15 protein-coding genes are annotated in these 13,475 nt (G+C 36.5%); 4 read left to right on the forward strand and 11 right to left on the reverse strand.

The window, feature by feature from the left end; genetic code table 11:
- Window positions 1–4: 4 nt before the first annotated feature.
- Window positions 5–1,126, reverse strand: a complete 1,122-nt coding sequence (locus IJF99_RS06810) for an AAA family ATPase (RefSeq protein ID WP_292793426.1) — start codon at window positions 1,124–1,126, stop codon at window positions 5–7.
- A gap of 91 nt (window positions 1,127–1,217) precedes the next feature.
- Here IJF99_RS06810 and IJF99_RS06815 point away from each other — a divergent pair, with 91 nt between their 5' ends.
- The 3 genes from IJF99_RS06815 to IJF99_RS06825 all read left to right on the forward strand — a co-directional run bounded on the left by IJF99_RS06815 (window position 1,218) and on the right by IJF99_RS06825 (window position 3,209).
- Window positions 1,218–2,279: a metallophosphoesterase gene (locus tag IJF99_RS06815; RefSeq protein WP_292793428.1), complete on the forward strand. Its 1,062-nt coding sequence runs from the start codon at window positions 1,218–1,220 to the stop codon at window positions 2,277–2,279.
- 155 nt (window positions 2,280–2,434) lie between these two features.
- Entirely contained in the window at window positions 2,435–2,656 is a 222-nt protein-coding gene (locus tag IJF99_RS06820; protein WP_292793549.1) for a winged helix-turn-helix domain-containing protein, read from the forward strand.
- A 43-nt stretch (window positions 2,657–2,699) separates the two neighbouring features.
- On the forward strand, window positions 2,700–3,209 hold the full coding sequence (locus IJF99_RS06825; RefSeq protein ID WP_292793430.1) for a zinc-ribbon domain-containing protein: 510 nt from the start codon (window positions 2,700–2,702) through the stop codon (window positions 3,207–3,209).
- Here the strand turns inward: IJF99_RS06825 and IJF99_RS06830 are convergent.
- Window positions 3,206–4,042, reverse strand: a complete 837-nt coding sequence (locus IJF99_RS06830) for a TIM barrel protein (protein ID WP_292793433.1) — start codon at window positions 4,040–4,042, stop codon at window positions 3,206–3,208. The two genes, IJF99_RS06825 and IJF99_RS06830, sit on opposite strands and share 4 nt — an antisense overlap.
- 33 nt (window positions 4,043–4,075) lie before the next feature.
- Window positions 4,076–5,092 carry a phosphorylating glyceraldehyde-3-phosphate dehydrogenase gene (locus IJF99_RS06835; RefSeq protein ID WP_292793436.1) on the reverse strand — a complete coding sequence of 339 codons (1,017 nt, stop codon included), beginning with the start codon at window positions 5,090–5,092 and terminating at the stop codon, window positions 4,076–4,078.
- A gap of 137 nt (window positions 5,093–5,229) precedes the next feature.
- On the opposite strand from IJF99_RS06835, the gene IJF99_RS06840 reads away from it, so the two are divergent.
- Window positions 5,230–5,991: an alpha/beta hydrolase gene (locus tag IJF99_RS06840; RefSeq protein ID WP_292793439.1), complete on the forward strand. Its 762-nt coding sequence runs from the start codon at window positions 5,230–5,232 to the stop codon at window positions 5,989–5,991.
- A gap of 12 nt (window positions 5,992–6,003) precedes the next feature.
- Here the strand turns inward: IJF99_RS06840 and IJF99_RS06845 are convergent, their stop codons facing one another.
- The 8 genes from IJF99_RS06845 to eif1A form a co-directional block, all read right to left on the reverse strand.
- A complete protein-coding gene (locus tag IJF99_RS06845) occupies window positions 6,004–6,207 on the reverse strand; it encodes a heavy-metal-associated domain-containing protein (RefSeq protein WP_292793441.1) in 204 nt (67 codons plus the stop codon).
- Window positions 6,208–6,236: 29 nt separating this feature from the next.
- Window positions 6,237–8,093 (reverse strand): cation-translocating P-type ATPase, encoded by a 1,857-nt coding sequence (locus IJF99_RS06850; protein ID WP_292793443.1) that lies wholly within the window; start codon window positions 8,091–8,093, stop codon window positions 6,237–6,239.
- Window positions 8,094–8,152: 59 nt separating this feature from the next.
- The gene (locus tag IJF99_RS06855) at window positions 8,153–8,425 is read right to left on the reverse strand and encodes a metal-sensing transcriptional repressor (protein WP_292793445.1); all 273 of its coding nucleotides are present in this window, start codon (window positions 8,423–8,425) and stop codon (window positions 8,153–8,155) included.
- Between the two features lie 102 nt (window positions 8,426–8,527).
- Window positions 8,528–9,625 carry a DNA topoisomerase IV subunit A gene (locus IJF99_RS06860; protein WP_292793448.1) on the reverse strand — a complete coding sequence of 366 codons (1,098 nt, stop codon included), beginning with the start codon at window positions 9,623–9,625 and terminating at the stop codon, window positions 8,528–8,530.
- A 9-nt stretch (window positions 9,626–9,634) separates the two neighbouring features.
- Window positions 9,635–11,341, reverse strand: coding sequence for a DNA topoisomerase VI subunit B (gene top6B, locus IJF99_RS06865; protein WP_292793450.1), 1,707 nt, complete (start codon window positions 11,339–11,341; stop codon window positions 9,635–9,637).
- Between the two features lie 349 nt (window positions 11,342–11,690).
- Window positions 11,691–12,308 (reverse strand): KH domain-containing protein, encoded by a 618-nt coding sequence (locus IJF99_RS06870; RefSeq protein WP_292793453.1) that lies wholly within the window; start codon window positions 12,306–12,308, stop codon window positions 11,691–11,693.
- A 38-nt stretch (window positions 12,309–12,346) separates the two neighbouring features.
- On the reverse strand, window positions 12,347–13,120 hold the full coding sequence (locus tag IJF99_RS06875; protein ID WP_292793455.1) for a serine protein kinase RIO: 774 nt from the start codon (window positions 13,118–13,120) through the stop codon (window positions 12,347–12,349).
- A gap of 27 nt (window positions 13,121–13,147) precedes the next feature.
- Entirely contained in the window at window positions 13,148–13,453 is a 306-nt protein-coding gene (gene eif1A / locus IJF99_RS06880) for a translation initiation factor eIF-1A (protein ID WP_292793457.1), read from the reverse strand.
- Between the last annotated feature and the right edge of the window lie 22 nt (window positions 13,454–13,475).

Here is a 13,475-nt window from a genome sequence, read left to right on the forward strand (position 1 = left end):
ATTTTTACTCAAACATTCCTTTAACATCAGTATTTTTAATTTTGGTATTATTTAATGCATATTCAATGTTTTTCATGGTGATTATTTCTGAGTCATTTGATATTGCATTGTGGAGTGATGTTTTCAGTATCTTCTCTTTGATGTCCCTGCCGGACAGTCCTTTTGTAATCTTTACAATTTTTTCCAAATCCAAATCGTAATCCAGAGGCATGGTATTGAGATTATTTTCTAAAATATGCAACCTCTCATCATCATCAGGTAATTTGAATTCAATTTCCTCTTCAAACCTGCTTCTCACACCCAAATCCAGACTGTTTTGGTTGTTGGTAGCGCCAATTGTTATAACTGATTTATTCTCTTCAATTCCATCCATTTCAGTCAAAAGTGCGTTGACGATTTCTGAAACGTCCCCTCTGATTGATTGGAATGACCTGTGAAGTGCAATTGCATCTATTTCATCGATAAAAATTATTGACGGCGCGTTTTCTGAAGCTTTTTTAAACAGATCATGAATCTTGGATGAGGCATCTCCGACATGCTCTCCAATTAATGAGGTTGCCTTAACCAGGTATAACGGTACATCGAGTTCATTTGACAGGGCCTTTACAAGCATGGTTTTACCGGTTCCTGGAAGGCCGTAAAATAAAATGTTTTTTGGAGCCCAAGGTCCAAACCTTTCAGGATTTTCCAAATATTTTGCAATGACTTTAACTTTGGCCTTGGCGTTTTCCTGACCGACTATATCATCAAGAGTGATATCTGATTTAACCTTGTTATCAGTGTTCTTTTCAATTTTATCGGTAATGATTTTGATTTTAGTGCTTTCAGAGATAATTGAGTTATTCGGTTTTGCAGTCACGATTTCAAAACCATAATCGGGGATTATTTTTTGGTCGAACAGATGTGATTTTTCACGAACAACCAAACCCAACCACTGTTCACGGGCATATTCCTCAAATAAATCGATGTTTTTTATTTCGATATCCTCATCCATTAATGCAAAATCAAATGGATAGCCAACTGGTCTGATTACAACCAATTCAGCATAGTCTTTATCGTCAGTTTCGATTTTTGAGGTTTTTTGTGTTGCTGTTTTGATTTCTGGTTTTTTGTTGTTGCTTTTCAAATTTTTATCTCCGATTTTTTTCTTACATCTTAACATTAGTTTTAATGATTTAAATATTTGTTGTAACATATTATTTGTGAGGTCAACTTACATGAGTTTCAGAACAAAAAGAGTATTATTCATAACTCCATTCTATATGCTGTTCGAGTTTTTCCTGCTTAAATATATTGGGCTATTTGTTGGAGGACTTAACGATATTTATTTGCTTTTAATAACAATTCTAATAGGTCTAAACCATTTTTTACCAATGCTATTTGAAGCTCGCAAATCCCGCAGAGTAACTCGAATCTTAACAACCCTTGATGGGGTGTGGATGTGGGCATCGGTCATGTTCTTTTTTGATTTAATTGCGATTTATTCAATTGGAAGTTTTATAGCATTGTCGATGACTGTAAATGTTTTATTGTTATCGATTGTACCAATCCTGGGAGTTTATAGCTATTGGAGAGCCCATAAATTGGTGGTTCATGAAAAAACATTGATTTTCACTAATCTGGAAAGGGACATTAACATCGCACATCTCTCAGATGTGCATTTCGGGTCTGTGCGTCACAGGAAAATAATCTCTGATATCAAAGACAAACTGAATACGTTGGATTGTGAGTTGGCAATTATTTCAGGGGATTTGGCTGACGGTTCGTCTGTTGTTGAGGAAGATGATTTCATGGCTTTTAAGGATGTCAAGATGCCCGTAATATTCACTCCCGGAAATCATGATTACTATCCGGGCATTGAAAATGTAATAAAAGCATGCAAAAAAGCGGGAATCATTGTTTTGAACAATGAATCGGTGGAATTCGAATGCTTAAATATTTATGGCAGGTCTTATAGTATTGAGGATACTGGCATTCCGGAAGTCGACAAGTCATCAATCAGGCCGGGCATGCTGAACATAATCAATTATCATGTGCCATATCATTGGGATTGGTTTTCTGATTTGGGCTTTGATATTCAATTGTCCGGCCACACCCATGGGGGACAGTTTTATCCGGTGGTTTGGTTTGGAAATCTGATGTTTGGATATAATATGGGTCTGTTCAGGAATAAATCAGGTGGGTATTTGCATGTAACAACAGGTGTCGGGTCCATGGACACTCCTATGAGATGGGGTACCGATTCCGAAATTGTTGTTTTGAAATTAAAAAAACAGTAACTTTTTTCAAGAACATATCTAGTTATTATGTTGTTGTATAGTTGGAATGTTCTTTTTCTAAAATTGTATATAACTTTAAATATTTTTCTTGATTTATTATTTATGGGGGAATTATCATAGATGATGAAACATTAAAGGTATTTGCATACATTACTATTTCTACATACCGATCAAAGGCTTTAAAAGCATTGCAGGAATATGATAAAACTCCAACTCAGATTGCTAATGATTCAGATATTAGAATGAGCCATATATCAAATGTATTGAAAGAATTAAAGGATTGTGGCGTTGCTGAATGTATTAATGAGAATGAGCGCAAGAACAGAATCTACAGATTAACTCCTCTTGGCAGGGATATTGTAAAAAATTTGGATTAAGGATATCATACTTTTTTTAATAAGTTTTATCAAATAATTATTTATGACTCTTCAGGATAACCATAATCACTTTTGTATATATTGTGGGGCAAAGTTAGTGCCAAATCAGCATTTCTGCTCACAATGCGGCAGGGAAGTTTATCATGATCCCAATGAGGAAACAGTTAAAGTTCCCTCAAAGTTCGAATCACAGGTAAATGAAATAGAGCAGGAATACAATTCAAAACAAGCCAAAGCCACAGAACTAGTTGGAAAATTGTTCGACCCTACACATATGTCCTATTCCAAGTTCACAAACGCAATTAAAAAATCCAATCAGTTATTCGCCAATCAGTTAAAGATAACCCAAAGGATGATGGAATTGGAGAGTAATGAAGTGGTCGAGGCTGAAATCGAGAAAAAAATAGTAACATTAAACACTTTCGTTGATAAAATGGAAGACTTAATAAATGAATTGGTTATCCAGCTAAGTTCAAATAAAGATGATAATGATGATATAAATGATTTATTCAAGGACATGGATGATTTGATAGGCTCCGTCAAAGACTATTAGATCATCTCTTCATATATCTCTTTCATTTTTAATGCGTCAATGTCACGTTCGGGTGTCTCGCAAATAATGTTTGCCTTCCAGCCGTTATCAATCAGATTAGCCAGCAGATCCCTGATATTCGGACCGTATTCATCACTTTCATCCAGGGTATGATGTTTAACTTCACCGCCTTTTCCATATTCGATTGTTGTAAAATGGCAGTGCAGCATGTCAATGTCCAGATTATCTTCAATTATTGAGAATATGCAGTTATAATCCTCTTTTTTATTTAAGAATCCTCTGCCGCGAGCATGGACATGGGCAAAATCGATTGTAGGCTCGAAATGGTCGAATGTTGCACATAGCTCAACAACTTCCCTGACATTTCCAAGCTGTGTGCGTTTGCCTGTGGTTTCGGGAGCGAAGGTAAACTCTTCAATTCCTTCAGCTTCAAGTTCTTCAAACAGCCTTTCAACAGTATTTTTTGATATTTCCATGGCCTTTTCAGGTTTCCTGTTCAAATAAGCTCCAGGATGGAATACCAGGCGGTATGCTCCCATCCATTCCCCTGCACGGGCAGCTGCGATTAAATGGCCAATGCTCTTGTCAAGTTTTTCCTCTTCCTTTGCGCACAAATTTATATAGTATGGGGCGTGCATTGAAACAAGAATGTCATGTTTTTGGGATTCTTTTTTAAGGGTGGTTGCTGCCTTTTCGCCAATTCTAACTCCATATGGGCTTTGATATTCGTAAGAATTCAGTCCCTCATCACTGATGTATTTCGGGGCTTTATATGCTGCTCCCTTGTAATTGACGGGACTTCCGGCAGGTCCAAAAAATACTCTGTTTTTCATTTTAAATCAAAAAAATAGTAAAAAAGAGGGAATTTATAATATTCCCATAGCTTTGTTGGTTTTGGCAATTGATTTTTCGTTATCGCTTTCCATTTCAAGAAGTGCACGAATAGCATCAATGTTTTCAGGTATTACATCAGATTCCTGATGCACCGCTTGCATGTAGAACAGTTCGTTTCCAACCACGTTGATTGATTCTTTCCAAACCGGGATTTCATATAAGTCATTTCTGCTTCTTCCAAGTTCTTTTGCATATTCCATCAGTTCCGCAGTTGAGCCTAAACCTTCCTCAGCGGAAACGACAATCACTCTGGAACGTTTTTCTAATGCTTCAATAATCTCTTCGGTTTCAATATCGTTGTTGATTTCAACCATGATGTTGTGCTGGTGCATTAAAGTGGTTGGCACGAGCAATGCCATTGTTGTCACATCAATGCCTTTCATAACGGTTTTCACATCAGGGCCGTGGTGAGATGGCACTTTTGGAGGATTTGGAACAATAGCGTTGATTGGTCCTTTTTTGACTTCAGATGGGTCTGATCCTCTTCTAACCATTACTGCTCTGACTTTTTTGATATCTGCTATCGGGTCGATTGTAGATAATGTACGGGTCAAACCGGTTGTGTTACATGAAACAACTCTGGTGTAATCCTTGCCGTAAGAGTCATCATAATTGGAAATAGCATTGAATGAAAGGCCGGTCAGTTCATGGTCTTCTCCACCTTGGTAGATGGCTTTCACACCAGCTTTTTTATACATTTCAAGGTTTTGCGGACCGATACTTCCAGGAGTACAGTCAACAACAACATCTGCTTCCTGAATCATTTCTTCAACGGTTCCAGCTATTTCAATTCCCGCATCTTTGAATAATTGTTCTCTTTCAGGAATTCCAATGTATAACGGATAGCCTTTTTCCTCAACAGCAGTTCTTGCTTCATAGTTTGGTCTAGTTTTACTTACACCAATGATTTTCATATCATCTTGAGCAGAAACAGCATCTGCCACTCTTTTACCGATGGTTCCATAACCATTAATTGCAACAGTTTTCATTTTAATCCCTTTTTTTATAATAATTTTTAGAAATATTATTATATGAGTTTAAATTTATTCTTTAACTTATTTAAAATTTGATATTTGACTTCACGTTTTCCATTAAGTATTTAAAAGATTGGAATAAATTGTAAAATATGAATTTAAATTGCAAAGTTGAAGGAAGCGGCATACCATTGGTTTTTATTCATGGCCTGTCAGATAATTTGTTATATTGGGAATTTTTAGCAAGCAATCTTAAAGGCGATTTTCAGATTATACGATTTGATTTAAGGGGTCATGGTGAATCTGAACTTGGTAGTGATGAAATCACTATAGACACTTATGTTGAAGACTTGAATGGTCTTTTGGAGGAGCTAAATATTTCAAATGCAAATCTAATCGGATTTTCATTAGGAGGTGCCATTGCACAGAGCTTCACAATCAAATATCCCGATAAAGTGGATTCTCTTGTGTTGATGTCCAGCTTTTATAAGGCGGACCAGCATTCATTTGAGGTCATTACTCAGTTTAAAAAGACATTAGCCAATAGTTTCGGCGAATTTTTCGACTATATCCTGCCATTGATTTTATGTCCGGAGGTTATTGAGGAAAATAAAGAGGAATTGATGGTTCTTAAGGAAATGGCTTCATTAAATGCTAATGTGGATGCGTTTATTAAGGCGGTAGATGTGAGCTTGGACTTCAATATTGAAAATGAGATTTCTAAAATCAATGTCCCGACACTGGTTTTGGCCGGAAAATATGATGGGGTATTCTTGTTGGAATCACATAAAGATCTTCAAAGGCAAATTGAAAATTCTGAACTGATAGTTTTTGATAATGTAAAACACAATATTTTAATCGGCGAAAATAACGAGAAAATATTGGATATTTTAAAAAGTTTTTATAAAAAATAAGAAAAAGTAGAATTATTCTACTTTGAATCCTGCTTCTTCAACAGCTTCGTTAATGTCTGCGTCGCTTACGTCGCCGGACATTGTAATTTTAGTGATTCCGGAATCCAAATCTGCTTTTGCGTCTTCAATTCCGTCAATGTCTTTTAGACATAGTTCTACAGCATTTACGCATGATGGGCAGTGCATGCCCACTACTTTAATTTCTTTTTCAGCCATATTTCTCACCTAATTATTGATAGTTAATATTATGTCATCGCTTTATTTATAGTTTTAGTTATGCCTAACTTTTTTGCTCTTGTGTAATCTTTTTTTGAAATTTTGTAATTGGTCAATGTTGCTGAGTACACTATTACGATGACAGATCCGATATTGTGAATCAACGCCCCTTCAATTGGGTTTAGGATTCCAAGTATCGCCAATCCCATTGCAAGGATATTGACGATTAATGCAAAGGTTATGGCAATATTTATGGTTCTTACGGTTTTTCTAGCAATTCCAATTAAATGAGGAAGATCTCCGATGTTGTCATTAATTAATGCTATGTTCGCCGCTTCAACTGACACATCACTTCCGATATCCCCCATTGCAATTCCAACATTGGCTTTTTTGAGTGAGGGGGCATCATTTATTCCATCTCCAATCATAGCAACTTTATGTCCGAGTAGTTGTTCATTTTTAATGTATTCCATTTTATCTTCAGGTAAACAGTTTGATATGACATTTCGAATTTTGATTTCATTTGCGATAAGTTCTGCGGTTTTTTCATTATCTCCTGTAAGCAGTGTTGTCTTAACCCTCAATCTTTTTAGGTTTCTGATTGTTTCTTTTGAATTTTCGCGCAGGGTATCTGCAAGTTGCACTTTCCCGATATATTCTGAGTCTTTGGCAACGAAAATCTCTGTTTTATTAGTTTTTTCTTCCACTACTTCAATATTCTGGGAATTAAGCAGTTTTTTGTTCCCGGCTATTATTTTTGAGCCGCTGATGTTTCCACTCACTCCCATGCCCAAATGCATTTCAAATTCATCGATTTCTGCCAGTTCATTGCCTTTATAATAACTGACAATGGCTTTGGCCAGAGGATGTTCTGATCTGGATTCCAGTGAAGCTAAAAGATACATCATCTCTTCGGGATTTTTTGAAACTACATTAACTACTTTTGGGATGCCATATGTTAGTGTTCCTGTTTTATCGAATACTAATTCACTAACATATGCCAGTTCCTCTAAAGATTCTCCGTCCTTCACCAATATTCCATATCTTGCCAGATTTCCAATTGAAGCCATAATCGCTGTTGGAGTTGCAAGAACCAATGCACATGGGCAGAATACTACTAAAATGGTAACTGACCTTATTATTTCAAAGGTGAATAAATATGTCAGAACTGCTGCTGTGAAGGCTATAACAACAATCATTGTAGCCCACTTGTCAGCTTGGCGAACGATATTTGCGTTTTCAGGTGATGAAGATTCAACCAGTCTGATTAATTTTTGAATGGAACTGTCTTTGCTTGATTTTGTTGATTTCATTGTGAATGAACCGTAAAGGTTAATAGTTCCGCTGTATACCTCATCGCCGACGCTTTTATCAACAGGCAATGATTCGCCTGTCAATGTGGCCTGGTCTATTGATGTTTTTCCATTGACTATTACTCCATCGGTAGGTATGCTTTCTCCGGGAAGCACCTTTAAAATGTCCCCTATCTCTACTTTTTCAACTGGTATCCTTTTTTCGATTCCATTTTTAATTATTGTAGTAACTTGCGGAGTCATTTTAACAAGTTTTTCAATTTTTTCACGAGTTTTTGATACGGTGTATTCTTCTAAAAATCCTCCAATAGCCATAATCGTCGCAATTTCTCCAGCGGCAAATACTTCGCCGATTATGATTGATGCAACAATAGCTATTGTAACTAGTAGATCTGCCTTAATATCAAATTCTGCAATCATCCCTTCAACACATTCTTTAAATATTGGTATTCCACATAATAGTACTGCAATCCAAGCCAGATAGTCAAAGGATAGAATAAAACTTGATATTACGCTGATTATTGAAATGACTATTAGCAGTATGTCTTTTTTTTCATTTTGTGTCAAGTTCATTTTCAACAACTCCGAGGTATGGATATACCCTATGGGGTATAAAGTTATTTTAAAAAAAATTAAAGTCTGGAGTAGTATTCCAATATTGAGGAAATATCTCCTAAGGCTTCATCGGAATCTCCATCTTCAATAGCTTCCTTTACACAATGTTCGAGGTGACCTTCAACGATAATGTGCCCTACTTTATGTAATGCGGATTTTGATGCATTAACCTGCATTAATATCTGTTCACAGGGAATGTCTTCATCAATCATACGATCGATTGCATTCAGTTGGCCGATGATTTTTTTAAGTCTTCTGTGTAAATTTGCACTATCCATACATTCTTTCATAATAACACATCCTATACCTATAGGGGTATATGATTTTTTTATTATATAAATGTTGGGATTTGAAAAATTTAAAAAATAAAAAAAAGGAGGAAAAGTTTAAATTTAATTCTGATTTTCCATTTCCTCAAATTTAGCTGGGAAATATGTATCTACAACATATTCAAGCCCATACTTGGAAAAAGATTGTTGTTCTGCTTTTTTACCGATCTTAAGCATCTTTTTAATTTCTGTCTGCCAGAAATCATTTTTATACCTCGGGTCTTTGGAAAGCTCTTTAAGCCTTAATACATCAACAGGTTTGAGATCATCAGTAGGCAATTCATAATTGATAATGTCTGATGCTGTTACTCCAATGAATTTGGCATCAGGAGTTGCAAGATCGTGATTAACGTGCGCTAATTTTGCACTTCCTGAAATGATTACCTGTGCGATGTGGAATCCCCAAGGGTCTCCGTCGTTACAGATGTATACTGGCAGATTCAATTCTTCATTAACTCTTTTAATGAATCTTCTTGTTGCACGGGCAGCTTGTCCTTTAAGTCCCACAATCAAACAATTGAATCTCTCATGAGCATTTTCCTGAACCAACCTGTGGAACATTCCCATGGTTTCCACAGCCAATACCTTGTCAACATTATGGTCTAAAAAGTCGACTTGGTCAATTGTTGGAGAGATGGTATAACCTGATTTTCCCATTTTTGCAGCATTGATTTCAACTTCATCAAATAATGTAAGGTCCCCGTAAACGGATGCTCCGTCTTCTTCAGGCATTAAACCTAAATCCTCACGAGTAGTTCCCAGAGTCACCTCCAAGTCTTCCCCTACAATGTTGGATTCTTGCTGTGATTTAAAACTTATTCCCCAACCTTCGGAAACGTAATACATTTCCCTGATTGTTGCTGTTTTTTCACGTGCCACAAGGTCCTTACAGAAATTAGCCACATAAACCATCTGACCCAATTTTCTGATTTGTTTAACATTTCCCAAAGATCTTCTACCGTATCTATCCCCTAATACGTAGTATCTTTTGGCGTCATCATAAACAATGTTTCCGGTACCACGGGATGGAACTTTAATGTTAGGCACTTGATTTTTTTCAATCTCTTCAATAATTTCCTGGCCTAATCCTTTTAATTTGTTGTAGGTGTATTCTTTCCTAAGTTCTTTATGTGATTTTTCGTCTTGTTTAACTTTTGCCATCTAAATCACCTAATCCTCAAAACCGTCATCGATATCATCTTCAATGAAATTGTCTAATGTGGAATTACCCTCTTCGACGGCATGTCCAAATTCATCGACTTCTTCCATGATGATTGCGTCAAGTTCTTCTTCTTCCTCTTCTTCTTCAACTGTTTCCCCAAGCAATTCTGCAAGAGCCCTTTTGGTAACTTTTGCAAGCACTTCCTGATATTCAGGAACTCCAGTTTCACCAAGTTTTGCAGCTTCTTCGATAATGACCGGAACGTATTCCTCGAATACTTTGGAACGTTGTTCTTTTTCTTTAGCTGCTCTTTTAGCCCTAATATGTTTTTGCAATTTACGGGCCAGTTTCATGGTGGCCTGTCTGATTTCATGAACGATTTCAGGTTCTGGAGATACGCTTTGCTTTCCAGTTGAGAGGTACGGTACCTGAGTTGAAATAATATTTACAAATAAGGTTAATGGAGTGTTGTCCATGTCTTTCAAGCCATAACGTTTCCAATCGATACTTTTAAGTGCTTCTGTGATGGCACAGCTTCCTGCATCAAATGTTAATGGAACTCTGTTTGCAAATCTCATAATCTCTGATTTTCTCTGTTCGTTAACGACTCTTCCGGCATTTCCTCCATAAGCAAGACCCGCTTCAATAATGAATGAAACCCCTCCTGCATAGGTAACAGGTTTTCTTGTAATTGTTGCTACAAATTCAGGTTTAAGGATTTGTTTCATACCCTTTTCGATTTGCTCGGATCCGATTGGTATAAGTCCATCAGTTGGCGGAGCCATGAATTTCATTTTCTTAAAGCAGTGAACGATTGCTTCCGCTTCCTGGAATGTCATGGCCTTAGGACGTTTGTTCATGTCGATTCCAGTTATCTCTGCGATTTCATCAGCCCTTTTGTTTGACATTCTTGACAATGAAGAGGTCAGCATACTCTTGTATCTTCTGCTGTCGGTATTTTGCGCCATGGTCATCAAGTCATCTGCACTTACACCTTTAGGGTGTGGCAGGACTTCTTTTGGCTGTACCGGAACAACATCTGCTGCCCTTTTAAAGATGTATTTATGTCCTGAAGGGTCTCTGAATGTGATTCTTGCATGAGGGTTACCGATCATGGTTCTTCTGATGTATTCGAATGCACCTTGTTCTGCAAGGGAGTATGATACTTCCTTGAATTGCAATTCGATACATACCCCGGTACTTTCAGCAGGGTAGTCTTCCCTTTCCATTAGAATTCCGCGGTTGTTTTTAACGTCCATCTGGAATTTCATTTTCACTCCTTTAATTTCACCGCCTTCCTTGTAGCATGAAATTACGCGAGCAGGCTTACCTGTGGTCATTTGGGATAGGAGTACACAACCACTACAACCTAAACCTTGCTGTCCTCTGGATTGGATGTTTCTGAATTTAGATCCTGCAAACATCATACAGTATACCTGCATAACGTAGTCTTCAGGAATTCCCGGCCCATTATCTTTGTGTCTTAAAATATAATGTTCCTTGTCAACACGTTTTAATTCGATGTCGATATCAGGCAAGATTCCGGCTTCTTCACATGCATCAAAACTGTTAGTAATCAATTCGTGGAATACGATGGTTAAAGAACGGATTTTACCAGTGAATCCCAACATCTGCTTGTTTTTTCTAAAGAATTCAGATGGGGTTAATCTTTGAAAGTCCTCTTCCCAATCTAATCCTAGTTGTTGTTGGTCCAAAATTTTTTCCTCCTTGTAAATTTCATATATTTAAATTTATCATGATAGTCCATATAAATAAATTGAGAGAGAGCATTTGAAAAGTAATATTTTTACCCTACCCTATCTAATTCATCTAAATGTATGGAGAAATAATAATTTAAAAATATGTAGAAAATATAGTATTTGCACTACACTATCTATATAAGTTGGTCAAAGTATATAAAACTTTTCAAGTATTGGTATAATTTTTAAAGCAAAATGTTATTATTATTGATTTGGTTCTGTAATATTTCTTTGATATGATTTTTTAGTGATGTGGAAAAATTTTCAATTGTGTTAAAAAATAATAATGTAGGAGATTAAACTCCTAATAATCTTTTTCATCAAATTCAATGCCGTCCCTGAATTCGATTTTATCCTCTTCAATTCCGACAAGGTCTTTGAATTCCTTCATTTTCAATGAATCCTTCTTATGTTCTAAAAATCCATAAACGGATTTGTGTCTTGATCCGTTCAAAATCATTTCAATAGCTTCCTTTGCAATCATGATGTTGTCCATTTCACCAATCAATGAAACTGTTTTGCCATAGACCGCCATGTCAACTTCGGCCATTTCCATGATTATTTCACGAGTCTTGCCGTCTTTACCAATGATTCTGCCTTTATGTCTTGCAAGTGCCTTTTTGGATTTGCCGATGTATAACGGCAGACTGATAACTTCCAAATAAATATCATCACTGATAAGTTTCATCGCTACTTCCGGATTAAATCCTCTAGCTATTGCTTTAACGATATGATTTGCATTCCATACTCCCAATGGATCTTCCATATCATCGCTTGGTGTGATATAAACTGTGCCTTCATCGCTATCAATGTCCAGTATTGTTCCGGTTATTTTTTCAATGGACTTCTTAACATTACCATTGCTTCCAATCAATGCCCCCACTCTATTTTGGGGTATTTTTAAATAATCTGTTTCTGGCATAAAATATCACCTTTAATATTAGTTGGTCATTATAATTATTAAAATTTAGGATTAACATATTCCCAAACTTCTTCAAAACTGGTTTTAACACCAAGTTTTGAATATTCCCTTACGAGGGTGTTTATGTCCCTTTCAAGCAGTTCCTTTGAAATTGGATTGTCCAACACAACGGATTGTGAAACGTCAATAATTACAGGTTCTTCATTCAAATTCAGGATGTTGTAATTGGACAGGTCTCCATGAACCAGCTTTGCATCGTTAACAAACATCTTCAACTGAACCAGTAGCTTATTCCAGAATTCTTCCGGCTCTTGCGGCAGCTGATTTTTGACGGGTTGTGCAGGATTTCCGTCTTCATCGCCAATAAACTCAATTAGCAGAACGTTATTTGAACTTGTAATCGGTTCGGGAACATTAACTCCAGCAGTGTGTAGGCGGGTCAGGTTTTTAAACTCTTTTGTTACCCATGAATATATGATTTTCCTTTTGTTTTTAGTTTTAACATTGAATCTTGGATCTCCTTTAAGGTAGTAATCCATTTTTTTAAAATCGGATGTGGCGATTCTGTATATTTTCACGGCCACAAATTTTTCGTCATCGGTTATGCCGGTTAAAACGTTCGCTTCCTTTCCGGTACTTATGGCACCGTTCAAAACATCAATGTATCCCTGGTTGGCTAATTTGTATAGTGTTTCTAATGTGATTTTATCAAAAATTTCATTCCCTGTCTTTCTCTCGGAATTGTCCTTTCTTCTTTTTTCAGAATGAATTTTTTGATGTTTTGCATCGGCTTTAGCGACTTTTGGGTCCATCAAAATCAAAAAAATAAGTAAATGTGACTACATTTTCAAGTAGCCTTTTCTTTCAAGCCAGTTTGACTCTGTTTTTGTGTATCTCCAGATTACATCCGCTTTTTCATCAGATTGGAAATCCCATGGTTTTACAAGGATTACGTCTCCTTCACGAATCCAAATACGTTTTTTCATTTTTCCAGGGATTCTGGTCATTCTAATATTGCCGTCAGCACATCTGACTTTTAATTTTCCGTGTCCCATAATTTGTTCAACTACGCCAGGGATTTCCCCTTTTTTAGGGGTTCTTACCCTTCTGTACTCTTGTTGTTGGTTTTGATTAGGCTTAGACAAATACTCTCCTCCAAAATAAAAT

Origin of the sequence: Methanobrevibacter sp., assembly GCF_017406825.1 — an archaeon.
Taxonomy (GTDB): Archaea; Methanobacteriota; Methanobacteria; order Methanobacteriales; family Methanobacteriaceae; genus Methanocatella.

Excerpts from the sequence above, each read along its gene's own strand:
- IJF99_RS06830 (WP_292793433.1), bottom strand. The coding sequence starts at position 4,042 with ATGAAAAACAGAGTATTTTTTGGACCTGCCGGAAGTCCCGTCAATTAC.
- IJF99_RS06875 (WP_292793455.1), bottom strand. The coding sequence starts at position 13,120 with ATGGACCCAAAAGTCGCTAAAGCCGATGCAAAACATCAAAAAATTCAT.
- IJF99_RS06870 (WP_292793453.1), bottom strand. The coding sequence starts at position 12,308 with ATGCCAGAAACAGATTATTTAAAAATACCCCAAAATAGAGTGGGGGCA.
- IJF99_RS06835 (WP_292793436.1), bottom strand. The coding sequence starts at position 5,092 with ATGAAAACTGTTGCAATTAATGGTTATGGAACCATCGGTAAAAGAGTG.
- IJF99_RS06850 (WP_292793443.1), bottom strand. The coding sequence starts at position 8,093 with ATGAACTTGACACAAAATGAAAAAAAAGACATACTGCTAATAGTCATT.
- IJF99_RS06825 (WP_292793430.1), top strand. The coding sequence starts at position 2,700 with ATGACTCTTCAGGATAACCATAATCACTTTTGTATATATTGTGGGGCA.
- IJF99_RS06855 (WP_292793445.1), bottom strand. The coding sequence starts at position 8,425 with ATGAAAGAATGTATGGATAGTGCAAATTTACACAGAAGACTTAAAAAA.
- IJF99_RS06860 (WP_292793448.1), bottom strand. The coding sequence starts at position 9,625 with ATGGCAAAAGTTAAACAAGACGAAAAATCACATAAAGAACTTAGGAAA.
- IJF99_RS06815 (WP_292793428.1), top strand. The coding sequence starts at position 1,218 with ATGAGTTTCAGAACAAAAAGAGTATTATTCATAACTCCATTCTATATG.
- IJF99_RS06840 (WP_292793439.1), top strand. The coding sequence starts at position 5,230 with ATGAATTTAAATTGCAAAGTTGAAGGAAGCGGCATACCATTGGTTTTT.
- IJF99_RS06845 (WP_292793441.1), bottom strand. The coding sequence starts at position 6,207 with ATGGCTGAAAAAGAAATTAAAGTAGTGGGCATGCACTGCCCATCATGC.